Source organism: Pyrolobus fumarii 1A, from assembly GCF_000223395.1.
Classification (GTDB): Archaea; Thermoproteota; Thermoprotei_A; order Sulfolobales; family Pyrodictiaceae; genus Pyrolobus; species Pyrolobus fumarii.
Genome location: NC_015931.1, coordinates 1,183,118 through 1,205,698, shown reverse-complemented (window position 1 = coordinate 1,205,698; position 22,581 = coordinate 1,183,118). Strand labels below are relative to the sequence as shown.

Annotated in this window: 23 protein-coding genes; 9 read left to right on the top strand and 14 right to left on the bottom strand. The window is 55.2% G+C overall.

Going from position 1 to position 22,581, the window contains the following annotated elements; genetic code table 11:
• Positions 1-55: 55 nt before the first annotated feature.
• Both hisS and PYRFU_RS06355 read right to left on the bottom strand, forming a co-directional pair.
• Entirely contained in the window at positions 56-1,357 is a 1,302-nt protein-coding gene (gene hisS, locus PYRFU_RS06360) for a histidine--tRNA ligase (protein WP_014026836.1), read from the bottom strand.
• Positions 1,341-1,889, bottom strand: coding sequence for a tRNA intron endonuclease catalytic domain-containing protein (locus PYRFU_RS06355; RefSeq protein ID WP_014026835.1), 549 nt, complete (start codon positions 1,887-1,889; stop codon positions 1,341-1,343). Before PYRFU_RS06355 ends, hisS begins: the two co-directional genes overlap by 17 nt.
• Positions 1,890-1,932: 43 nt before the next feature.
• Between PYRFU_RS06355 and mtnA the strand changes: the two genes are divergently transcribed.
• Positions 1,933-3,048, top strand: coding sequence for an S-methyl-5-thioribose-1-phosphate isomerase (gene mtnA, locus PYRFU_RS06350; RefSeq protein WP_014026834.1), 1,116 nt, complete (start codon positions 1,933-1,935; stop codon positions 3,046-3,048).
• Here the strand turns inward: mtnA and PYRFU_RS06345 are convergent.
• From PYRFU_RS06345 to PYRFU_RS06335, 3 genes are read right to left on the bottom strand one after another with little or no spacing between them, the layout of a single operon-like run.
• Entirely contained in the window at positions 3,016-4,233 is a 1,218-nt protein-coding gene (locus tag PYRFU_RS06345; protein ID WP_014026833.1) for a hypothetical protein, read from the bottom strand. The two genes, mtnA and PYRFU_RS06345, sit on opposite strands and share 33 nt — an antisense overlap.
• Positions 4,202-5,704, bottom strand: a complete 1,503-nt coding sequence (locus PYRFU_RS06340) for a type II/IV secretion system ATPase subunit (protein WP_014026832.1) — start codon at positions 5,702-5,704, stop codon at positions 4,202-4,204. Before PYRFU_RS06340 ends, PYRFU_RS06345 begins: the two co-directional genes overlap by 32 nt.
• Before the next feature lie 12 nt (positions 5,705-5,716).
• The gene (locus tag PYRFU_RS06335; RefSeq protein WP_048191766.1) at positions 5,717-6,235 is read right to left on the bottom strand and encodes a hypothetical protein; all 519 of its coding nucleotides are present in this window, start codon (positions 6,233-6,235) and stop codon (positions 5,717-5,719) included.
• Positions 6,236-6,389: 154 nt separating this feature from the next.
• Between PYRFU_RS06335 and PYRFU_RS06330 the strand changes: the two genes are divergently transcribed.
• From PYRFU_RS06330 to PYRFU_RS06320, 3 genes are read left to right on the top strand one after another with little or no spacing between them, the layout of a single operon-like run.
• Positions 6,390-7,970 carry a DNA topoisomerase VI subunit B gene (locus tag PYRFU_RS06330; protein WP_014026830.1) on the top strand — a complete coding sequence of 527 codons (1,581 nt, stop codon included), beginning with the start codon at positions 6,390-6,392 and terminating at the stop codon, positions 7,968-7,970.
• An 18-nt stretch (positions 7,971-7,988) separates the two neighbouring features.
• Positions 7,989-9,155 (top strand): DNA topoisomerase IV subunit A, encoded by a 1,167-nt coding sequence (locus PYRFU_RS06325; RefSeq protein WP_014026829.1) that lies wholly within the window; start codon positions 7,989-7,991, stop codon positions 9,153-9,155.
• Positions 9,152-9,862 carry a deoxyribose-phosphate aldolase gene (locus PYRFU_RS06320; protein ID WP_014026828.1) on the top strand — a complete coding sequence of 237 codons (711 nt, stop codon included), beginning with the start codon at positions 9,152-9,154 and terminating at the stop codon, positions 9,860-9,862. Before PYRFU_RS06325 ends, PYRFU_RS06320 begins: the two co-directional genes overlap by 4 nt.
• A gap of 70 nt (positions 9,863-9,932) precedes the next feature.
• Here PYRFU_RS06320 and PYRFU_RS10240 read toward each other — a convergent pair whose 3' ends face one another.
• The 3 genes from PYRFU_RS10240 to modD all read right to left on the bottom strand — a co-directional run bounded on the left by PYRFU_RS10240 (position 9,933) and on the right by modD (position 11,927).
• Entirely contained in the window at positions 9,933-10,130 is a 198-nt protein-coding gene (locus PYRFU_RS10240; protein ID WP_244403833.1) for a hypothetical protein, read from the bottom strand.
• A gap of 21 nt (positions 10,131-10,151) precedes the next feature.
• The gene (locus PYRFU_RS06315) at positions 10,152-10,811 is read right to left on the bottom strand and encodes an ASCH domain-containing protein (protein ID WP_341871665.1); all 660 of its coding nucleotides are present in this window, start codon (positions 10,809-10,811) and stop codon (positions 10,152-10,154) included.
• Positions 10,812-11,084: 273 nt separating this feature from the next.
• Positions 11,085-11,927, bottom strand: a complete 843-nt coding sequence (gene modD / locus PYRFU_RS06310) for a ModD protein (RefSeq protein ID WP_014026824.1) — start codon at positions 11,925-11,927, stop codon at positions 11,085-11,087.
• Positions 11,928-12,090: 163 nt separating this feature from the next.
• Between modD and PYRFU_RS06305 the strand changes: the two genes are divergently transcribed.
• Genes PYRFU_RS06305 through PYRFU_RS06290 form a run of 4 tightly spaced genes read left to right on the top strand, consistent with a single transcriptional unit; the run spans position 12,091 to position 16,130 of the window.
• The gene (locus PYRFU_RS06305; protein WP_048191765.1) at positions 12,091-13,356 is read left to right on the top strand and encodes a hypothetical protein; all 1,266 of its coding nucleotides are present in this window, start codon (positions 12,091-12,093) and stop codon (positions 13,354-13,356) included.
• Positions 13,357-13,399: 43 nt separating this feature from the next.
• Positions 13,400-14,671 (top strand): phosphoglycerate kinase, encoded by a 1,272-nt coding sequence (locus PYRFU_RS06300; RefSeq protein WP_014026822.1) that lies wholly within the window; start codon positions 13,400-13,402, stop codon positions 14,669-14,671.
• Between the two features lie 4 nt (positions 14,672-14,675).
• Positions 14,676-15,704: a type II glyceraldehyde-3-phosphate dehydrogenase gene (locus tag PYRFU_RS06295; RefSeq protein ID WP_014026821.1), complete on the top strand. Its 1,029-nt coding sequence runs from the start codon at positions 14,676-14,678 to the stop codon at positions 15,702-15,704.
• 42 nt (positions 15,705-15,746) lie between these two features.
• On the top strand, positions 15,747-16,130 hold the full coding sequence (locus PYRFU_RS06290) for a universal stress protein (protein WP_014026820.1): 384 nt from the start codon (positions 15,747-15,749) through the stop codon (positions 16,128-16,130).
• A gap of 123 nt (positions 16,131-16,253) precedes the next feature.
• On the opposite strand, the gene PYRFU_RS06285 is transcribed toward PYRFU_RS06290, so the two are convergent.
• From PYRFU_RS06285 to PYRFU_RS06275, 3 genes are all read right to left on the bottom strand, one after another.
• A complete protein-coding gene (locus PYRFU_RS06285) occupies positions 16,254-16,697 on the bottom strand; it encodes a hypothetical protein (protein ID WP_048191762.1) in 444 nt (147 codons plus the stop codon).
• A 78-nt stretch (positions 16,698-16,775) separates the two neighbouring features.
• The gene (locus PYRFU_RS06280) at positions 16,776-17,573 is read right to left on the bottom strand and encodes an ARMT1-like domain-containing protein (protein ID WP_341871677.1); all 798 of its coding nucleotides are present in this window, start codon (positions 17,571-17,573) and stop codon (positions 16,776-16,778) included.
• Between the two features lie 121 nt (positions 17,574-17,694).
• A complete protein-coding gene (locus tag PYRFU_RS06275) occupies positions 17,695-18,777 on the bottom strand; it encodes an SPOUT family RNA methylase (RefSeq protein WP_014026817.1) in 1,083 nt (360 codons plus the stop codon).
• Positions 18,778-18,879: 102 nt separating this feature from the next.
• Between PYRFU_RS06275 and PYRFU_RS06270 the strand changes: the two genes are divergently transcribed.
• The gene (locus tag PYRFU_RS06270) at positions 18,880-19,236 is read left to right on the top strand and encodes a hypothetical protein (protein WP_014026816.1); all 357 of its coding nucleotides are present in this window, start codon (positions 18,880-18,882) and stop codon (positions 19,234-19,236) included.
• Here the strand turns inward: PYRFU_RS06270 and PYRFU_RS06265 are convergent.
• The 3 genes from PYRFU_RS06265 to PYRFU_RS06255 are packed head-to-tail and all read right to left on the bottom strand — an operon-like array spanning position 19,233 to position 22,556.
• A complete protein-coding gene (locus tag PYRFU_RS06265) occupies positions 19,233-19,949 on the bottom strand; it encodes a heterodisulfide reductase-related iron-sulfur binding cluster (RefSeq protein ID WP_048191758.1) in 717 nt (238 codons plus the stop codon). The genes PYRFU_RS06270 and PYRFU_RS06265 overlap by 4 nt on opposite strands.
• On the bottom strand, positions 19,946-20,872 hold the full coding sequence (locus tag PYRFU_RS06260; protein WP_014026814.1) for a succinate dehydrogenase/fumarate reductase iron-sulfur subunit: 927 nt from the start codon (positions 20,870-20,872) through the stop codon (positions 19,946-19,948). Before PYRFU_RS06260 ends, PYRFU_RS06265 begins: the two co-directional genes overlap by 4 nt.
• Positions 20,856-22,556, bottom strand: a complete 1,701-nt coding sequence (locus tag PYRFU_RS06255; RefSeq protein WP_048192568.1) for an FAD-dependent oxidoreductase — start codon at positions 22,554-22,556, stop codon at positions 20,856-20,858. The genes PYRFU_RS06260 and PYRFU_RS06255 overlap by 17 nt, the downstream gene beginning before the upstream one ends.
• Positions 22,557-22,581 lie beyond the last annotated feature (25 nt).

The following is a 22,581-nucleotide window of genomic DNA, read 5'->3' as shown; positions in this document are numbered from 1 at the left end:
CATAGCCGCCCTTAAGAAGCTTCGCGTGCCACGATGAGTAGTTGTGACAACCTTTCTAGGCCCACCCTAGCAACGTCAACGGGAGCTTCTCGAGGCTAACCTCCACTTGTCTTCTCGTGGAGAGGTCTCGGACTGCCGCTACTCCACGCTCAGCCTCTCTCTTCCCGAGTATCACGGCGTAACGGTATCCCTCCTCCGCGAGCCTCGGCAAGAGCCGGCCGAGCTTCTTCTCACCATAGATGCTAGCCTCCATCCCCCATTCTACCAGCATACCCTGTACCCGGATAGCATAGGGTAGCACACCGCGCTCCAAGTAGACTATCGCTACTCTCGGTGCCGGCTCGGGCTCCAGACGCAAGTCTATACCAACCTCTTTTGCCGCTATGAGTGTACGATCCAAGCCTATTGCGAAGCCCGTGGCCGGCATATGCTCGCCGCCGTAGAGCTCTATGAGTGTGTCGTATCTCCCTCCACCTGCAATGCTAACAGGAAAGCCTGGCACCTTCACCTCGAATATTATGCCCGTGTAGTATGCCAAGCCTCGTGCGAAGCTTAGGTCGGTGCGTATCTTAGCGCCGAGATTCGCAAGGCTCTCTGCGAAGAACCTTAGATGTTCAAGTGCCTCGGCTGCTCGAGGCTCAACACTCTCTAAGAGACTGTGAGCCTCACGGAACCTACCCTCTGTATCTATGTCGCCAATGTCCCATAGCTTTGAAGCAATCTCTGCTAGCTCGTTGTTTACACTCTCTAGCTCTAACCTGGCCTTATCGTACTCCTTCTTGTCCATAAGGTGGAGTATGTGGTCCTGCTTCTCCTCGGGCACTCTGTACTTCTCGAAGAGTGCGCGGTACACTCCGGTCGTACCGGCTAGCACCTCAATATGCTTGTTCATCCCAATCTTCTCATAGAAGCGGTAGAGTAGGGCAGCTACCTCTATGTCGCCGGTGGGCGACTGCTCGCCTATAAGCTCGACACCTGCCTGGTAGAACTCGCGGTACCTAGCGTACTGTGGCTCCTCGTATCGGAAGCAGTTGACGACATAATAGAGTCTTACCGGTTTAGGCTGGGCACGGAGATGGCGAAGGTATATCCTTGCGATGCTCGCTGTAGCCTCTGGCCTCATTGCTACCTCGCGGCCAGCCTTATCGCGAAAAACGTACATGCTCCTCCTTATCTCCTCGCCGGATTTCAACGCGAAAAGCTCGAACCTCTCGAGAGTTGGCGGTATGACCTCGCGATAGCCGTGCCTTCTTGCCAACCTCTTGAAGGTAGTGGCTAGCGCGGTTAACTCCTCAGAGTCTGGCGCGAGTATATCTCGGAATCCTCGAAGAGGATCGAGGTTAATCTTGGGCTTCAAGGCTCTCCTCCAGCTCCCGTGGCCTCTCGGCGGGGTGGAAGACCATAGGCGTATAGAATGTTACGTCGCCGTAGCGATCCACTATAGCTAGTACAGGCTCCAAGCCTCGATGGCGAGCCTCTTCTACAAAACTCTGAAGTAGTTTAATTGGAACTGGCCGTCCTTCTTCAACGACGAGTATATAGTGTGTCTGTTTAGGGTTTCTCCTTGATCTTATCAACACAAGTGTGTTTTCGCGAGGGCCTGGAATTGGGAGCTTACCCCGCCTCCTAAGCTCGTAGTAGACCTCGAAGAAGGGCAAAGCCATCGGGTTTATGCGGGAATACAACGTCATGAACTCGCGGAATGTGACACTCTTCTCGCCTATCTTTACCACTGCAGCGTCGCGGTAGAGTATGTAGGCGACCTCTACTGGATGGAGTCTACGCCCCTCCGGTACAAGCACCACTACGCGGCCGAGTGACTCGGCGCACTCCTTTATGCTCCCGGTTAGCGTCTTGGGATCCACCTGCACGAGGGGCTTGCAACTCATTACTCAGCGGCCCTAGTAGCTCTAGGTGGGGTGTAGGGCTCTTTTGGAGCTTGACAAGAAGCTTGAGAAGCTTGCCTCCAGGCTACGCATACGCCCCATAGAGTGGCTTGACGATGGTCGTGTACGCTGGCTTGATGTCCGCCTTATACCCTGGGAGGAGGTTTACAGGGAGACGAGGGATTACAGGAGGCTAGCCAAGGCTATACGTGACATGGAGATACGTGGTGCGCCAGCCATAGGCGTTGCCGCGGCACTCGGTCTTGCCCTAGCAGCTTTCCACTCTAAGGCTAGTAACGTCGGGGAGCTTCTAAAGGACCTTGAAGAGGCTGCTAACGTGCTTCGCGAGACTAGGCCTACAGCCTACAACCTCTTCTGGGCTATTGACCGTGTTTTAGAGCGTGCTAGGAGAGCCGCTAGCGAATCCAGTAGCGTGGATGATGTTAGGAATGCTGTGATCGAAGAGGCTAAGCGCATCATGCTTGAGGATATCGAGGCTAACATTCGGATGGGAGAGATAGGCGCGAAGCTCATACAGGATGGTGACACGATACTCACACACTGTAATACTGGCGCCTTGGCGACTGCAGGTTATGGTACCGCCCTGGGTGTTATACGTGCAGCTGTAGAGGAGGGCAAGAGGATACGCGTCATTGCTACCGAGACAAGGCCTCTGTTGCAAGGAGCTAGGCTTACGGTCTGGGAGCTTGTAAAGGAGGGTATTGACGTGACACTCATAACCGACAACATGGTTGGGTATGTAATGTCAAAGGGTCTTGTTGATAAGGTGTTCGTAGGTGCTGATAGGATAACGCTTGATGGCTACGTGGCTAACAAGATAGGCACGTACACGATAGCCGTGCTCGCAAATCGGCATGGTGTACCGTTCTATGTAGTCGCGCCAACTTCCACTATTGACCCGCGGCTACGCGGGCCAAGCATTCCGATCGAAGAGAGGGATCCGGACGAGGTTAGGACGGTGGTTGGCAAGGTTGTAATAACCGTGCCAGAAGTTCGCGTGCTAAATCCAGCGTTTGACGTTACACCTCCGGAGCTCGTGACAGCAATCATAACCGAGCGTGGTATAGCTACAAAGCCATACGAGAAGAGTATACCGAGAATACTCGGGTTAAAGGAGGACGACGGCGAGAAGGGAGGGTAGCCAGTGCAGCAGGGGTAGTAGCGGGGTCCCTCTCCCTATCTTTGAGGTTGCTAAGGGATAGGCCACGGCTGGTAACAACATCATACTTAGTTCTTTTCCACCGTGTAGCCCCGTCCTTAGGAGCGGTATCGGCGCGTTTGCTACTGTTGCGGTGTTCATCACCCCCAGCACCTGTTTCGCCAATAGCGCTAACAATGGCATTGCGATGACAACTATAGTCTCGTAGACTATGCTCTTAGTCAATGCTGTTTTCACCAACTCTAAGTACCTGGCCGCGAACTCTGTAAAACTCCGAAGCAGCTTCGCTGCCGTCACGCTGCCCTCTTGCGGGATGAGCCTCAGCATGTCAACTAGAAGCTCGCCTAGGTTGCTGTACACGCTGTACTTCGAACCCATGAGTATACTGTAGGTTAGGCTTGGGTCGCCGGCTCCTAATGGTGGTATACCTCTACCCATTTGTAGCGACTCTGCTATCCCAACGGCTATCGAGGCTACACTGCGTGTTTGTCTCCACCACCTCGCCGTGTATAGTATTGCAGGGAGGCTTAGAACTGTGGAAATCAGGGCTGCCAGAAGACTATGAGCGTAGATGGAATAGACCCCCGAAATCATAGACGCTATCGTTGTTACAGTTACAATGCGAGGTACCCGCGGAGCGCTGAGTCTCACGACGCTTGGTGTGAACATTGCGGCTAGGCCCACTATACCGGCTAGTATAAACGCTGCTAGTTGGATACCCGCGCCGCCGCCAAGAAGAAAACCACTCATGAGTATAGAGAATGTCAGTACGGTAGAGACTAGGGCCAGTACCTCTAGCATTGCCTTGGCTATATCGTCGACTAGCTCGGCTTTTGCTCGCACCCTCGCTATTATCCTCTCAACGAGTCTCTCTGCAACTTCGGCAGGCTCTACACCAAGCCGTAGAGACCTCACAATCTCGTTGAGTAGTGCTCCGCTTCCGCCAAGCTCCTTCGATAGCTTCTCGAGAGCGAGGAGAGGCTCCTTGACGGTAGCCATGTGCTCTAGGAACCTGCAGGCTACCCTGCGTGACCCTCCCCTACCATTGTGACATAAGCTTGACAGATACTGCGTGTACAATCGTAGGTCGCCGTTGACAGCGGTGAACCCTAGAAGCAGTGGTATGAGGTCCTCCTCACTTACCAGTAGGCGCAGGAGTAGTGGCAATGAACTCACCAGCAACATAGACGTTAAAGATCTCGTCTATCCTTCTGTACACGTCCTTAAACTCATAAACCCCCTCTTCACGTAGCCGCCTCAAGAGTCTTACGAGACGCTCTAGCTCCTCGCGTAGAGCCTCTTCACCAGTACCCTCAGCATCAGCTATCCTACGGAGTACCCTAGAGCGCTTAACAACCTCCACTATCGACGTTGGTGTTAGTAGGTCGTCACGCGGGTTCCACTGGAACACGTTGACTAGAGAACCGTCGATATACTCTACAACCTCTACTACCCTACGTACCTGTGAATCGCCTCTCCGAATCCTTTTAACAACGACAATAGAGTCGAGCGCGTCTAGCAGGTAGTCTGGAACACCCATACCCTTCAGACGGTCGATAGCAGAGCGTGCACTATCGGCATGCATTGTTGCTAGAGCAGCGTGGCCGGTTGCAGCCGCCTGAAGGAAAACCTCAGCCTCGACACCCCTAATCTCGCCTATAACCAGGACATCTGGCCTCCTCCGAAGCGCGAACTTCGCAAGCTTCTCGAGGGTAACGTCTTCCACGTCCTTAGAGTAGCTGTGCCGTGCTACAAGGCTATCCCAGTGCGGTCGGTCAAAGAGGTTGAACTCTGGCGTATCTTCTATAGTCACTATCCTCTTGTAGCTCGGTATGAGGCCTAGTATGGCCTGCAGTAGTGTTGTCTTCCCGGATGCCGTGGGCCCGACTATCAGCACGGACTTACCGTGATCCACTAGCATCCAGAGATACGCCATTAGCAACTCTGTCGCGATGCCCTGCTCTATCAGTTGTATGGCGGAGAGCGGCTTCTCCAAATGCTTGCGGATAACTACGCTACTGCCAAGCCTGCTAACCTCCTTGGCGAAGGTCAGGGCTACTCGGTGCCCCTCTGGCGTCAGGCCTTCAGCATAGGGGTGTGCTATGCTCACAGGTTTCCCGATCCTCCTAGCCAGGTACATAACGAGAACGTCGAGCTCTTCTTCGCTGAGTACTATGTTTGTGCTCATCCAGCCTACTTCAAAGCGGCGGTGTACCACGCTTACGGCTCTCCCTGGTCCATCAATAGCTATCTCCTCCACCTCCGGGTCACGGATGAGCGGGTAGAGGGGTCCGTATCCGCTCACAGCCTTCTCGACATAGTACTTCAGTATCGGTAGCTTCCTTGCGAGTATAGGGTACGGCACTCCAAGCTTCGATGCTAGTTTTCGGAGAGACTCTGGGTCGCTTGGTATCACCTCTAGGCCGGCGACTATGCTCCTACGGGCTATCTCGCTGACAAGCCTCTCATCTTCTCTGCTCAAGCTCGGCTCGTCGACACAATAGAAGAGTCGGTGTCCACAGGATACTATGCGTACCTTCGCGAGGCCCAATGTGTAGGCGTAAATGGTTGGGCACTCGTAGTTGCACTGAACGCTTTTCGTAAAAACGAGCTCGGAGGGGGTGGCGCCCGCAACCATGATACCCACCCGTTAGCCTAGTGTGACGGACGCTAGTTGCGTCATTTGCTCGGTGCCGGCGTAGGTGTAGACGAGGCCAACGTACCCGACGCTATTTTGTAGTGCGGTTGTGCAGGCGGCTAGGTCGCCAGTGCAGGTGATGTTACACTCTGGGATGCTTGTTGTGCCAGTGCCGCTAGAGACAAAGACTTTGAGCGTCAATGTGCCGGATGGCGGTATTGTATAGCTGCCGCTGGGGGTGCTCGTAGAGCTACATACTATGGCGCAGGTGCACTCGGCGCCCTTGCCGACTATGATAAGTCGCGACTCGTTTAGCGGAACAGGTGCGCCACCATAGTTCCTTACCTTGACGTATAGCATGTCAACCTGCGGGTAGTACGTAGCCTGTTCTATCACTGGGTTCGGCGTGTTCACCATGCCGGTTATCGTCGAGGAGAAGTACGTGTATAGCACGATGCCAGCTAGTAGCGCCGCGCTTAGCAGGATCATCGTGGAGAGTATGGGGGATAGACCCCTATGCCAGCCCATCATCCCGCCGCACCATGGGAGAAGACACTAGAAGCTATCTTGTGACGATTGCAATGGTCTAAGGTTAATTAGGGGGCGCATGGAGGCTCTTTAAAAAGGTCACGCGCCACTCGCGGGGAGGTGATGGAACTTACCTCCAACCAGGACACGTCAACGCGTGGATCACGAGCTTAAACAGATTACTGTTGCAGAGTTCCTCTACAAGGAGAAGCAGCTCTGGGGTTTCGAGAACCCTGCTAGAGCACTCTACCAGACTATACGAGAGTATGTTGAGAACGCGCTGGACGCCACCGACCTTTACGGTATACTTCCCAACGTCACCGTAATCATAGAGCAGGACGAGAAGGACAAGAGTATATGCACGGTGACCGTGGAGGACAATGGTATAGGTATCCCGCCGCAGAAGATAGCGGAGGCTCTCGGCAAGCCACTAGTCACGTCTAAGTTCAAGATCAGACAGTCAAGGGGCCAGTTCGGTCTTGGCGCTAAGGCTGTGACTGTATATGCGCTCAGCACCACGGGATCGCCCATAGAGGCTTACAGCTCGCCGCTCGACTCGGAACGCGTCTACTATGTCAAGTTCTCTATCGACCTCTCGACGAACGAGCCAGCTATCTACGCTCTGGGCTCGTGGAGGAAGAGCACCAAGTGGCACGGCACCAGGATTAGGGCGAGGATCAGGTGTAACTGGTCGTACGCGAGAAGCAGGATACTAAAGTACTTCGAGATGCTCGCAATAGTCACGCCTTACGCTGACATAGTGTTCATCGAACCTGATGGAACGATACACCACTATCCACGCATAGTGGAGAAGATGCCAAGGCCGCCCAAGGAGGTGAAGCCTCACCCAGCAAGCCTCGAGAAAGGCGAGCTACAGATGCTACTTAAACGCACAACAGCAAGGACCATCAAGGAGTTCCTAATCTCCACGTTCCAACGCGTAGGCGAGAAGAGCGCACTAAACGTGCTGAAACTGGCAGGCATAGACCCGAGCAAACCACCTCAGAGCCTAACCGATGAGGAGATAGAGAGGCTCCACAAGGCGCTACGCAGCTACAAGTTCCCTGCACCAAGTAGCGAGGCGCTAGCACCGATAGGCGCGGAGCTGATAGAAGCCGGCCTGAAAGCGATACTCAAGCCGGAGTTCGTCGTCGCGGTGACAAGGAAGCCGAGAATGCATAGTGGCGGCCACCCCTTCATAGTCGAGGTGGGCATAGCCTACGGTGGCGCGATAGAGCCTAGGGAGCAGCCGCTCCTACTGCGTTATGCCAACCGTATCCCGCTCATATACGACGAGAAGGCCGATGTGGCGTGGAAGGTCCTCGAGGAGTTCAACTGGAAGCATTACGGCGTGAACTTCCCAGCACCACTCGTAGTCCTCACACACATCTGTAGCACAAAGATACCATGGAAGGTTGGTAGCAAAGAGGCTGTTGCAGAGCGCGAAGAGATAAAGGAGGAGCTACACCTCGCGCTTCAAGAGGCAGCTAGGAAACTGAGACATTACCTGATAGAGAAGCGTAGGGAGGAGGAGCTACGCGAGAAGATATCAACGTTCCTCCGATACATCCCCGAAGTTGCTCAGAGCATAGCCACTATACTAGGAGAGGATGGCGTAACGCCGGATAAGGTTCAGAGGCTGCTACTAGACACTCTACGGCGCCGCATGAAAGGCAAGGAGCTACAAGTGTTCGAGCAACAAGTTAAAAACCTTTCGAAGGTGAAGATAGAAGCTTAGAGGGGTGGCTGACTCACTATGAGCATCGACCGTGTAATTGACAAGGTTGATGCAGAGGCAAGGAAGCGAGCAATCCAAGTATTCCGTGAGAGGTTCAAGATGATACTTGACCAGCTACAGAAGGGCGAGAATCCAACCCTTGTGCTACCCAAGCGTACACTATCAAACACAATATACGACGAGAAGAGGAAGATGCTGCTCCTAGGCCCAGAGAAGCTCAGAAGGAGCCTCTTCAACCTACACGAGGCAAAGAAGTTCATGCAGACAATGCTGATGGCGAAGATAATCTACGAGGCACTCGTTAACGACGAGTACCCAACAATCCGTGATCTCTACTACCGTGGTAAACACACCATAGTCTTCGTCGATGACCGTGGGAGGAGAATCGAGGAGAACACATGGGACGAGCAGAAGGAGTCCGACGCGGTAATCCGCGACATAGAGGTATTCACAGGGATGCTTAGAGAGGAGATGCTGATACTCAGCAAGGAGAAGGGAAAAGTCGTAGGCAACATGAGGATAAGGAGCGGTAACGACGTGATAGACCTCAGCAAGATGGGTCACGGCGCCTGGGCTATCGAGCCAACACCAGACCTCATAGAATTCCTGGACGTGGATGCAGAGTTCGTCCTAGTAATAGAGAAAGACGCTGTATTCCAGCAGCTACACCGCATAGGCTTCTGGAGAAAGTACCGCGCTATACTCGTGACAAGCGCCGGTCAGCCAGACCGCGCCACAAGGAGATTCGTCAGGAGACTCAACGAGGAGCTAGGCCTACCAGTGTACATACTAACCGATGCCGACCCCTACGGATGGTACATCTACAGCGTCTTCAAGATAGGCTCGATAACCCTTTCGTACGAGAGCGAGCGCCTAGCAACACCAAAGGCCAGGTTCCTCGGCGTAAGCATGACCGACATCTTCGGCGACGAGAGGAAAAAGCCGTACCTAACAGAAACTGAGAGACGCAACTTCATAATCAAGGCTAAAGACGCTGACATCAAGAGAGCCGAGGAGCTACGCAACTACAAGTGGTTCCAGACGCCACAGTGGAGGAAGGAGATCGACATATTCCTGCGCAAGAAGGCTAAGCTAGAGATCGAGGCTCTTGCGGGCAAGGGCCTGCGCTTCCTAGCCTTTAAGTACATCCCAGAGAAGATAGAAACTGGTGACTTCATAGAGTGAGGTTTGAGTATCGTCTCCTCTCCCCCGAGGAACTCGCAAAGAGGATAGACTATGCTATTCTTCGCGACCCAACACCACATAGAGTCGTAGAGGCTGTAGAAGAGGCGGAGAAACTAGGCCTGAGAGCAGTAACAGTGTTCCACACCATGTTGACATGGCTTGAGGGTGTATCGCGTAGAGTATTGATATCCGTTGTGATAGACTTCCCGAGCGGGGCGAGTCACATCGAGCCAAAGGTAAAGGCTGTTGAGCAGGCAATAGCGCATGGCGCTGGTGAGGTTGAGTTCGTGGTTAATGTGTGGCAGTGGATGAAAGGCAACAGAGACTATGTTATAAACGAGGTGCGCGCTCTCTCAAGGATAGCTAGAGAGGTAGGAGTGAAGAGCAAGGCGATAATCGAGTCCTCGCTTCTAGACTTATCAACACTCCAGGAGATACTGGAGGCAATAGCGGCTCTGGATAAGGAGGATAGACCAGACTATGTCAAGATGAACACAGGGTGGTTCTCTAGGGGTGTCGAGCCGCTGGAAGTCGCTCTTGCAGCCAAGATAGTCAAGCCGCGAGGCATGATGATTAAAGCGTCTGGCGGCATAAAAGACGGGTTTTACGCATCCCTACTTGTAGCTCTAGGAGCGGACGTGATAGGCACGAGCAATCCTTCAAAGCTAATCCGGGATCTACAAGAGGCTAAGAAGCTCCTCAGCTGAGACAGGTTTCATCACCCTCTCAGGTACCCCGTCTCATCACGGGTGATGAAACGACGGTCTACGGACGCCTTTAACTGGTGGATGAAGAGTATTCTCCTTGCTGATGCTTACCATCTATGGGTATATCGATATCGTCTTCTATCCTTTGAAGTACCTCGTGGAACGCGTTACGCCTACAGTGTGGACAGAAGTGGTACAACTTGCCCATAGAGGCAAGGTCGAAGCTGACTTCAAGTATCCAGGTCCTCCCGCACCTCGTACACCTCAATACCCATTTAGTCACTTTTACCTACTCACCTCCCGCGTTCTCACCCAACGTTGGGGCGCTCTTAACCCTCAGGTATCCGCGCTCCACTAGGAGTCTCAATGCACGGCGTAGTACTCTTCTCACCCGCCACCGTTTGCCCAGATCCTTGTAGAGCCTATACGCTACGGCCCGTATGCTATTGGTACGTGTTAGCTCCATGAGTATTCTGCGATCCTCCTCGTTGAACTCCTCTTGGAGGTAACGCAGAGCCAGCCTAGCTATATCGGCTGGCTCAAGACCCATGTAGGGGTCTTGGACTGGAAGCTGGTCTAGCCTCTGGATAACCTCAAACTCTATTATGGTGACATAGTCGTCGGGCTTCACCTCCCCATAAGCCTTCCTAAGCGCCTCTAGGAGCTCCTCTCTACTACTAAACCCGTCTATGGCTGCATCCTCATCGGTCAGCTCCGAGACCTTCTTGTAACGGACGTTTGTCACGCGTATCTTTGCAACAGGCCTACCTCCACCATGGACTATAAGCTCCGAGTGTTTCAGCTTAACAATGCCCAGTCGTATCGTAGCCTTCTTCCTCCCCGACAGTATATCGTCGACGTACTCGCCCTTGAGCATCAAATGGCGTCCAAGGAACTTCACCTTCTTGCCCTCATCTTCGCTCCTCTGGCGCTTCTTCACCCTCGGCACTCTAACACCCACGACCAGCAACGACAGAACGCTAGGAATAAACCCAGTCCTCAGCGTCACGTGAAAACCAGGCGATGATGTAGAACCCCGCAGCCATAAGCATGCGGGGGGTACCGATACCGGTGAGGATGGGCCAAAGCACTGAGCCACACCACAAACACCAGCTCCTGAACGTTAACATGCCAAACTGGAACGAGTAAAGGAAAGAGACGCGTTTCTCTGGAAGCCGGCACACTTTCAAGTTCCCATATGAAACGCGGAGATGAAAGTCGCTTACTCCAATCGCTTCATCCTGGTGCCAACGTCAACGGGGCTGGCATGGTAAGGTGCACTCGTCACTATGAAGTCCACACCGGTAGCCGCGTACTCCGCGACATTATGATCGTCAATACCACCCGCAACGCCTATCTTCACATGCGGTGCTTTCTCGCGTACCACCCTAACAAACTGGCGTAGAAGGTCAGGCTTCACCTTCTCAAACTGTATGAATTGTGCACCCGCCGCGATAGCCTCTAACGCCTCCTCCACACTCCTAACCTCAACACCCCAGCTTCTAAGTGCTCCAACATTCGAAGCTCGGAGCCGCTCGAGAGCCTCGCTAAATCCTCCACGCAACAAGACCCAATGATTATCAAAGAGAAGTACTGTATCGTCGAGACCCGCGCGGTGCGGCATGCCTCCGCCTGCAATTACAGCCTTGAAGTAGAGTGGGCGAAGCCCTGGCGGTGCCTTCCTCGTGGTGACTATCGCTATTTTCGGGTTAGCCTCGCGTGCCTTGCGAACCATCCTCCAGGTTTTCGTCGCAACACCGCTACACAGTGCAACAATGACCTGCGCTACCCTCCACGCTGCGTGAAGCGCGTCGCCACGGCCCTCGGCTCGAAGAACGACAGTACCTGGTTCAACCATTGAACCGCTCTCCACGAGAACCTCTACGTTTTCGGCACCAGCTATCCTGTATACCTCCCCAGCCTCCTCGCTACACGCGACTATGCACGACTCTCTCACATAGAGTTCAGCTACGCCCTTAACACTCCTCAAGCCGAGAACAGTGCTAGTAAGGTCACCTCTACCGACATCCTCGAAGAGCCATTCCTCGAGTAGCCTGCGGGGCACGGCGAGCGTAGATACACCACCGCGGGTCAGTAGAGGACCACTTCGTCACATATCAGTTCGTTCCCGGGGTATTTCGTCACCCCCGCGTGGCGCCACTAGCTAAGACTGCCCCCATCCTTTAATCTAGTCGCGTATCATAGACGTTTTGCACGGGTAAGTGGTAGTGACGCAGCTACTCACAATAGCAGTTGCCAACACAGATTACAATACCAACGCTTATCGTGAAGCCCTCGAGGTACTCGACAATATAGCCTCAGGGTATGCAGAGAGAGTGTCGCTACCATCGAGGCTACACAAGCCAGTGGTAACCAGTCTGAGCGACGTTGAGATAGTCGAAGTTGAAGCTAGGAGGTATACTGCTATACTCATTGTCGCGGTTACGGGGAGGACGGCAAGACTGATATACAATATTGGTGTTAGGGCAGAGAGGCCCGTCATACTCGTTAGCCTAGAGTCTAGCGATGCGTTGCCAGACGTTCTGGAGGCCTATACGGCCCTCCGTAAGGACGGCTATGGTGTCTCAAAGCCAATCATATATCCACGCGATAAACACGTGCTAGACAATTACATGATCGCGGCAGAGGTACTTGGTAGGCATAAAGGCGCCGCCTACATACACATTGGCAGCGTTGTACCTTGGAGCCTCTACGGTGCAGTCAATGAGAGCAGGGTGCGTATGAAGCTAAACTCAACGATCCTAAAAATGGATCTTAACGATGTTGTCGCCAGGCTAGAGGCAGTGCCTAGGGAGAAGGCCGAGAAGATAGCCGAGCAACTGGAGTCTAGAGGTATACGCTTCGAGGTTGGCACGGAAGAGGTTGTAAAGGCTGCTAGGCTATACGTCGCGCTTAAGAAAATAGCGCGTGACAACCATGCAGTTGCGCTGAGCGTTAACTGTGCCGAGCTAAACTCCAGGCTAGACACTAGCGCCTACCTCGCATCAACACTACTGCAGGAATATGACAATATACCATTAACGTGTGATAGTGATGTAACGGCGGCTGTAACAGCCTCGCTACTAGCGCCACTAACCCCCATAGGGATAGGCAAACCCATAGACATACGTGACGATGGCACAGCAGTGTACGCCCTACATACGCCCCCGCTCTCGCTCTTGAAGGAAGCCAGTGTGGCAATACATCCACGCGAGAATAGCGTGGTGATACGTGGAGCAATCGATTGGCGTGGTAGGGTCCACGTTGTACGCCTGGACCCAGACATATCTACGCTACATGTCTGTGAGTGTAGCGTAGAGTCTAGCGAAGCCACACCACTAACCACCGTGAGATTATCGGGGTGTAGTTGTGTGTTGGATATACCAGGTTCTCAGCACATCCTCGCATTTAACGTCAATAGGGAGACTCTCGGGGCATTAGCGGAGCTCCTTGGCCTCCGTATGCTCGCGAAGCCAACGACGGATACCAATTAATCCTTCCCACGAAGGGGCATTCCCGATGAACACGGGGGAGTAATTGGGTTCGGGCGCTGCTAGACTACCTCTCATAGAGGATCTCGAGAATCACCTGGGCGGCTTGAAGGGTAAGAAACTGCTTGTACGTGTAGACTTCAACTCCCCCGTTAACCCTCAGACAGGCGAAATCATAGACTACAGCAGGATTGAGGCACACGTTCCAACGCTACGTGAGCTGCTAGAGAGGGGGGCTGCACTAGTCGTCATATCGCACCAGGGTAAGCCAGGCTCGAGCGACTTCATAACGCTAGAGCAGCACGCCAGCATACTATCGAAACTCCTTGGTGTTGACGTGGCGTTCGTGGACGACGTTATCGGTCCGGCTGCACGCGAGGCCATTAAGAAGCTAGAGCCAGGCTCCATACTAATGCTGGATAACACGAGGCTCCTCTCCGAGGAGGTTATCGAAGCGCCACCAGAGAAACACGCGAAGACAATATTCGTTAAGAGGCTAGCTCCCCTCTTCGACGGTTATATCAACGACGCTTTTGCTGCCATACACCGCAGCCAGCCCAGCATAGTAGGCTTCCCGATGCTACTCCCGTCGGCAGCAGGCCGGCTAGTACAGCGTGAGATGGACGCGCTCAGCAAGATCTTCAACCCGAGTGTCGCGCCAAAAGTGTTCGTACTAGGCGGCGGCAAGGTAACAGACTCAGTCAAGATTGTCGAGGCGCTACTAGAGAGGAAGGTCGCCGACTACATACTAACTGGCGGGTTGCTCGCAACGCTCCTCTTACACGCGAAGGGCGTCGACATAGGCGAGAAGAACGTAGAGGTCTTGAAATCCGCCGGTGTCAACGAGCTTGTTATCGAGAAGGCCCGGCGCCTAATAGAGGCTCACAAGGACGTCATAGTGACTCCTGTTGACTTCAAGGTCGAGATTGATGGTGAAGTCGAGACGGTCAACGTTGGCGAGCCTATACGCGGTTATATCAGGGACATAGGCCCCGAGACAGTCAAGCTCTACCAGGAGCGCATGGAGGGCGCCAAGCTTATCGTGATGAGGGGCCCAATGGGCGTGATGGAGGATGAGAGGTTCAGGGCGGGTACCGAAGAGCTGGTCGAGTACGCGCTGAAGAGCGGTGCATACGTGATATTCGGCGGTGGGCACCTAGCTAGCGTCGCCAGGCGCGTGATAAGAAGTGAGGGTATACCAGCTGCCCGCTACCACATCAGTAGTGGTGGCGGTGCGCTCCTGCTATACCTCAGCGGGAAGCCCCTCCCCGGAATAGAAGCGCTAAAGCTCTCCGCGGCGAAGTTCTACGGGTGGTGAAGCCATGACCGTTGTAAACGTGGCTATCAACGGCTTCGGTACTATTGGTAAGCGTGTTGCAGAGGCTGTAACGAGACAACCAGACATGAGGCTCATCGGCGTCTCGAAGACGAGGCCCGACTACTCGGCCGTCGTAGCCACGCGCATCCTCGGGTACAACCTGTACGTGCCAGCCGACAAGATAGAGGAGTTCGAGAAGGCCGGGATAAAGGTGGCTGGGACGATAGAGGAGATGATAGAGAAGGCGGATGTCATCGTCGATGCGACTCCTGGCGGTAAGGGCGCAGAGTACAAGAAGCTCTACGTCGAGAAGGGGAAGCCAGCCATCTTCCAGGGCGGCGAGAAGGCAGACGTGGCCGACATCTCCTTCTCGACGCTCTGTAACTACGAGGAGGCTCTAGGCAAGAGGTACATACGCGTAGTCTCGTGCAACACTACCGGCCTACTACGCGCACTATGCACGCTTCGCAAGGCTTTCGGCTTGAAGTGGGTGAGGGCAACCATAGTGAGGAGGGCTGCTGACCCCAAGGAGGTGAAGAGGGGCCCGGTGAACGCAATCGTACCCGACCCGGCAAAGCTGCCAAGCCACCACGGCGTTGACGTGAAGACCGTGGTGCCGGATCTAGACATAATGACCGCGGCCGTGGTCGTGCCAACCACGCTCATGCACGTCCATGTCGTATACGCGAAGCTCGCGCGCAGCGCGACACGCGAGGAGGTCATAAGAGTGTTTGAGGAAGCGCCACGCATAATCCTAGTTGACGCTAGCCTAGGGCTAAAGTCCACTGCCGACCTAGTGGAGCTCGCCAGGGACCTCGGCAGGAGGAGGTACGACATACCCGAGCTCGTGATATGGCGCGAGAGCATAACGGTAAACGGCGACGAGATAGTATGGATCCAGGCTGTCCACCAGGAGTCGATAGTAGTGCCAGAGAACATAGACGCGATACGCGCCATATTCAAGCTGGCCAAGAAGGCGGAGGACACTATACGTGTGACAGACGAGACACTCGGGCTGAAGAAGTTCCTCTAGCCTATTTTCCCCACACTACACATCCTGAGCCATGGGGGTAGGTTGACGCTCCGCATCCTAGCCGCAGTAGACCAGAGTATCCACGCGGAACACGCGCTCCGCTTCGCTGCTAGGATGGCGCGCGGCCTCAACGCGAGCCTAGCCGTGTTGCTAGTCCTGCCACCTGACTATCCAGAGGAGCAACTGGTCGAAAAGGTCAGGAGGATTCTAGACGAGGAGGGTGTAGATGCACAGCTGTTGATCCGCAAGTATGTCCCAACGGCTGCTAGTCCGGCTAGCGTGATAGTCGAGGAGGCGGAGAAAAGGGGCTTTAACGTGATAGTTGTTGGTGCTAAGGGTGTAACCGGCAGAGAGGATGTCAGTATAGGCTCCTCGGCTCTGTGGGTAGCTGCTTTCGCGCCAGCAACGGTCGTGATTGTGAGGTAGGGGCTCCGCATCCCTGCCGGACCAGTAAGCCTCATCGCGCCGCGGTGCCGCTCGGTCCCGTGACCCCTCTTCACGGCCCCTAAGGATCAGCCGCTACTGTGCCGGTTTTGTATCGTGCGGGGCTTACTTGCATGTGCTGTGTAGCAGCGTCGGTGACTGGGGTGGCGGGTTGCGCTGCCACACCTCGTAGCATATCGTGTATTTCGACTCGCCCATCTTATACTCGAAGTGTAGGTCCACTATGAGGTCGCCCGTGTATATGCGTAGTGTGTACTGCTGTACATGCTTCTTTATAGTCGCGTCGTAGACTGTCTCAGAGTCTACTATCGCCACTTGGATGTGTGGCCTCTCTATGTACAGCCCTTGTGCCTTGAGCAGAGCAAGGGAGAAGTCGAGAAGCTCATCTTTATCCATTGCCTCGAGAAGGGCCTCGATAGGCTCTAGCTCGATTACAACGGGCTCGGGGAGAGGGCTACAGAGCAGTGTCTCGAGCTTATCCCTTACCCTCCCGATAGACTCGGCTCGTACCCCGTGAACATCTACGAGTCTCCTGAACATCTTCTCCAAGGTCTCGGCTGCAGGGCATAGAGCTGGCAGGGCTGATCCCCAGTATTAGATGCAGTACTCGCTGTTAAAACGTGGGTGTCAATCGCGGCCAGCGAGTCGCAGAGGAACGCGGTGAGGGTTCACAATGATGGGTTTGCCCTTCTCTACATTGAACAACCTCGCTAGTGGTGAGCACTTAGCCCGCAATAGGGACAATGTTTGAGTCTTCAACGGTGCCTCAAGGAATGTCTCAAAGTTTGCAATGCCCTTTGCCAACACTAGGTCGTATTCCTCGAGCTCGTTGCGGACCTCAGAAGCGGGATGATGCGGCGGGTAGTGTGTGCCGGAGCCTCGAACCTCCAGCTGCAAGCCGAGTACGCCAAGCAGCTCGCGTACCTCATCAACCGTAACGTCGGTCTCGTAGGGCTTGCTACGGGCGTACAATGTTACACTCTTCCCGTGTTCAACCAGCCTAGCTGCAACAATCAGGTCGACGACAGCCTCGCCAGCATTATCGAGGAGTATTGCTATGCGCTTAGCCCTAGACAGAATCTCGTCAACCTCATCGGCGCTGGTGTAGCGGTACTCTGGCTTCTCGCTCAGGGCCTCAAGGAGGGAACCAGAGAACCTGTAATCCAACATCTCAACGTCAACAGCGTTAGCTGCCGCTGAGACTTCAAGAGCTAATCTGGGGTTTTTCGGCAGCCTCTCGAGAAGGAGAGGGGCTGCTTCAATCATCACACGGTTAATCTTCTCCTTCACTTCCTGGTTGGGATTGTTATAACCAGCTAGCGTGTAAATCAATACAAAGCTCTCTACAAAAGCGCGCGTTCTTCCACCCTGGGCAACAAGCCTAGCTAGAGCCGCGAGGAACTCGGAGTACTTCTCGTAGCTTATACGTGCCTTGCGGAGGGTGAACGTCCTGCTTACTACGAGACAGGCGGGGCACTCGATAGGGTCGATCCACGCGGCTTCGACAATAACCCTGCACCGCGCGTATCACCCAGAGGGTCCCAGTTTAAGAGTGTTGGTTCTCACGCGCAAATAGATCGTGCACCACCGTGCCTATGGCTATCAACGCGGCTGCAGCTGCATAATCTGTTGACAGTGTTATACCAGGCGCTATGTCTATCACTAGATCGGCAAACCGGTAGATGCCGAGCGGTATCCCGCGCCGCGACCCCACGAGTACAGACACTCTCCGCGCGTTACGGAACATCTCGTATAGCTTCCACGCGGCTCGTGTCACGGGCTCGCCCTCCGGCTCCAATACTATGATGGGCTCGCGCCCATGCCTCTCCCTAACAAGCTGATAGATATCCTGGACTAGGACGGGCACGCGGCGAGCCTCTCTGCCGTAACTCTTCCTCTGAACCTCGTACCTCGACTCAATACCCTCTAACACGCCCTCTATGAACGTCTTGAGTTGTAGCGCGTCAACCGGCCCGTCTGGCGCAATCACTAGCTCGGCAACCTCAAAGTTCTGAACCTCTCTGCCTATCCTCACACCCATGTTGCGGCAAGCGTCGAGAGGGCCTAGGTAGGGCATCTGAACGAGGGATATCTTCCGGTATAGCTTGTAGAGGGGGTACTTGCCCGGCCCCATCTTACGGTGGAAGAGCGAGCCCGGGACTATCGCTATGAGGGCTTCATCCTGGATAATCTCTACTAGGACCACCTTGTCTGGTCTCGTCAGGTTAACAGTGGCGCCGGTCGCCTTCCGGACTGCGTCACCCACAACTACATTGACGTCTATACTCGTGTATGGGTGACGCCCCCTCCTAGTGGTCCTAACCGCGAACGTCTCCGACGCCGATATCCTAGTCTTGGCTAGCTCGGCTGCAACACGAGCCATCTCATCCAGCTCGGCCTTTACACAAGCATCGACTTGTATCACGCGGCCTGCCTCGGGTACACGCTCCTCTATCAGCCTCGCAAGCTCATCCTTGCTGAGGCCCCCCGGCTCCACAAGAACCATGCCGCGCAACCCTCTAGGTGCCGCCTCGACCTTGGCTAGCGGGTCCAGGTCACGTATCCTGCTAGCAGCAATGCGCTCAGCGCCAAGCTCCGTCTTCACGATCACGAGGTTGCACTCTGACAACGCTCCCCCAGCATCAGGAGCAGTAAGACCTTCGTTTAAGCCACTCTTCATAGGGTTAGGCTTAGTTAGTCTTACTGGGGGTGAGACGGGGCGACTGAACCGATGGACTTTACGACCCTTGTATCGCTCATGGAGGAGGTGCGTGAGAGGATACGCTCGAGACTAGACGAGCCTCGCGTGCGCGAGGCAGTATCGAAGATGCTCGCGTCTATCGATCTATCGCAGTTTACGCCCGAGGAGCTAGCGGCTATTGTCGCGCTCGTCGCTTCTAAGCTGCTAACGCGTTATGCTGTAGCATGGGAGCACCCGTGCCACTGTAGTGCCGAGCGCGTGCGTGAGAGAGTCAGGTACACGTATGCTGCTCTCGTGGGGCTCGTGCTCGAGGAGGTTAACAAGCTGGCCGAGGACGCGTGTAAAGAAGCCGCGTCTAGGTGTGCACCCATAGCGATGCACACTTAGCGTGGAGAGACGCTGGTGACAACCTCTTCGAGTAGCACTGTCTTTAGCCCTGTGAACCGCGCTAGTGTGAGCTTGCATAGAGGGCACAGCGTCACAACCATGTCTGCATCTCCCATCTTCTCCTCTAGCCGCTTGGCTACGACACTAGCCTCTCTCGGCCTTGCAGCATAGATTGTAAACCCGCAGCACCCCACGACAATCCCATAGTTCTTGAGCCCCGCCAGCTTTGCTAGCCTCTTGATCCGTTTACGCGCTTCTCGTGCACCGTGAGCCACTAGGTAGCCACAGCCAGGGTATAGGGCGACACGTCCGCTAACGTCAAGCTCTAGTCTCGAGGCGTGCTCCAGAAGCACATCGGCAATGTGCACTACGCGGGGTAGCGGGCTGGGCTCTACGCTAAGCTTGGATGCTATGCTCTCCACTAGGCTCGCTGGTGCCCGGCGCAAGCCACGGTATAGCGTCGAGAGGCACATAGAGCACGAGGTGGCTAGTATCTCTGCTCCCTGCTTCTTCGCGAGAAGAGCGTTAAGGACGCTGATCCTCTCTATGGAGTCCTTCTTTGCCTCTTCTGCCACGCCGCCCGTACAGCAAACCCAGTCGCGTATCTCGAACACCTCGAGGCCAAGTCTGCCTAGGAGCTCCTCAACCCTCCCTACAATGTGTGGCGTGAAGCTCTTGACCGCACAGCCAGGGTAGTAGCCCACCCTCTTCACGCCTCATCACCCCTTAGCAACTCGAGAACCTCTCCACTAACACGCTCGGGGGGACGCGGCAAGCCCACCTTCCTCGCCAATACTATAGCCTCTCGCAACGCACGTGCAAACCCTGCAGTCTCGATGAATACCCGCTTCTCGTTCATACGTCCGAGCCTCTTCACACTCTCAACGATAGCCTCAACGTGGCGTATGTCGCTAGGCCGCCCTACCCTCTTCTCGATCAGACGGCGTCGTGCCTCGGCGACGGCACCAGGCGTCTGTATACTATAGGGGCAGTGTAGCGCGCAAAGCCCACACCTCAAGCACCTCCATATCCACTCGCTAGCGTCCTCCAGCCTAGCGTCGCGCAGAGCATCCCTAGGATCCATGGAGAAGCGTACTAGCTTCGCTATCGCAGCTGGCCCGGGGTAGTCCAAGCCAGCGTCTAGAAGCGGGCACACCGAGAAGCATACACCGCACACGATGCACTTGTCCAGCTTCCACAGCTTCTTCTGCAACGCCGGTTCAATCCGAAAGCCGTCCTCGAGAGGCTCTGGGCCAGGCTCTAGCCACGCCCTAGCCTTCCTAAACGCACCGTCAATAAACCTCCTGTCAACGACGAGATCCCTCACGACCGGGAAGAAGTCTAGAGGCTCAACAGTGACAACCCCCTCATCACCAGCCTCGTTGAGCACTAGCGTCTGGCAAGCCAGCCTCGGGATACCATTCACCTTCACGGCACATGCTCCACAGACGCCGAAGCGGCAGCCAGCCTGGAAAGCCAGCGTCGGGTCAACCTCCTCCCTTATCCTCTGGAGCACCGTCGCGAGACTCTGGTAGCGATCCACCTCTACCTCGTACTCCTGCCACCATATCCTGCCCGTATCGGGGTCAAACCGCTTGACGCGGATCACCACACGGCGTTTAGTAGGCGCGCTCACCGGGCTCCCACCTCCTCACCTCAACCTTCCTCCATCCTACCTCGAGGCTATCGCCACGGAGACGAACAAGACTGTGCTTCAAGTAGTTCTCGTCATCGCGCTTTGGATAGTCGAGGCGATAGTGGGCGCCTCTACTCTCTCTCCGCTCAAGAGCAGCCCTAGCCACAACAAGGCCAACAGTCACCATGTTGAGAGTCTCGTAGGCCAACGCCAGGTCGTACCAGCCACGCCCCCTACTCGGCACCACGATGCCATCAAGAACCCTCTTGTACAAGTCTGTTAGCCTGGACACAGCCTCTGCAAGCCCCTTCTCCTCGCGGAACAGGCCCACCTTAACCCACATCACCTCGCGTAGCTCTCTCCTAGCCTCGCCAAGCTCCACACCGCTCCTCTCGCGGCGCAGCAACGAGTACAGCCTCTCCACGGGCTCCCTCACAGCCTCAGCAGGGGGCTCTCCCGAGCCCCTCCCGAGAGCATAAGACGCCGCTGCGAGGCCAGCACGCTTCCCGAACACCGCCGCCTCAAGGAGGCTATTCGAGCCCAACCTGTTAGCCCCGTGTACAGAGATGCATGCAGTCTCGCCGGCTGCGAACAACCCGGTAACATCCGGGCTATGGCCATCAATGTCTACGTCTACACCGCCCATCATGTAGTGTTGCGCGGGCCTCACCGGTATAGGCTCCTTTGCCGGATCCACGCCCGCGTAGCGCCTCGCCGCCTCCCTCACCGTCGGGAGCCTCTCTCGAATCCTCTCCTCCCCTAGATGCGTGAGATCGAGCAGCACATAGCCGCCTTCGAACCCCCTACCCTCCAGGATCTCGGTGGCGATCGCCCTCGCCACGACATCGCGAGGCGCTAGCTCCATCCACTGGGGTGCATAACGCGCCATGAACCTCTCTCCTTTGGCGTTGATAAGGTGGCCGCCTTCCCCTCTCGCAGCCTCCGTGATGAGTATGTCGGTGGGGTATAACGCGGTTGGATGGAACTGGATGAACTCCATGTCCTTGAGAGCAGCGCCAGCCCTAAGCGCCATCGCGTAACCATCGCCAGTGTTGAAGTAGTTGTTGGTGGTATGCTTGTATATCATGCCTGCACCGCCGGCTGCCAATACAACGGCCTTCGCTTGTATGTAGAGGGGCCTCGCCTCGCGAAGATCAACCGCCACAACGCCATAGACTCTACCCTGCCAGACTACAACATCGAGCGCAAACACCTCGTCGAGCATATCAATGCCGAGTCTCAACGCCTGCTCGTACACAACGTGCATTATCGCCATTCCCGTCTTGTCCTCTACGAAGCGTGTACGCGGATACCTATGGCCGCCGAAGGGCCTCCTGGCGATACGACCCTCCTCGTCGCGCGTGAATAGCACGCCCCACCTCTCGAGCAGCATTATCGTCGGGTAAGCCTCTCGAGCAAGTATCTCGGCCGCGTGTTGATCCACGAGGAAGTCGCCACCCTTCACCGTATCATAGGCGTGTTGTAGCCACGAGTCTCGCGGGTCGCTCGCACCCGGTATCCACGCCGCTATACCGCCCTCGGCGGCCGCCGTGTGACTCCTAACCGGGTGACTCTTGGATACGACTAGGACGCTGACACCCCTCTGGGCAGCATGAATCGCGGCCATTAGGCCCGCTAGCCCAGCACCAACAACAACGACATCATAAACTCCGAGCTTCTCTATACCCTCGATGCTCAAGGCCTATCGT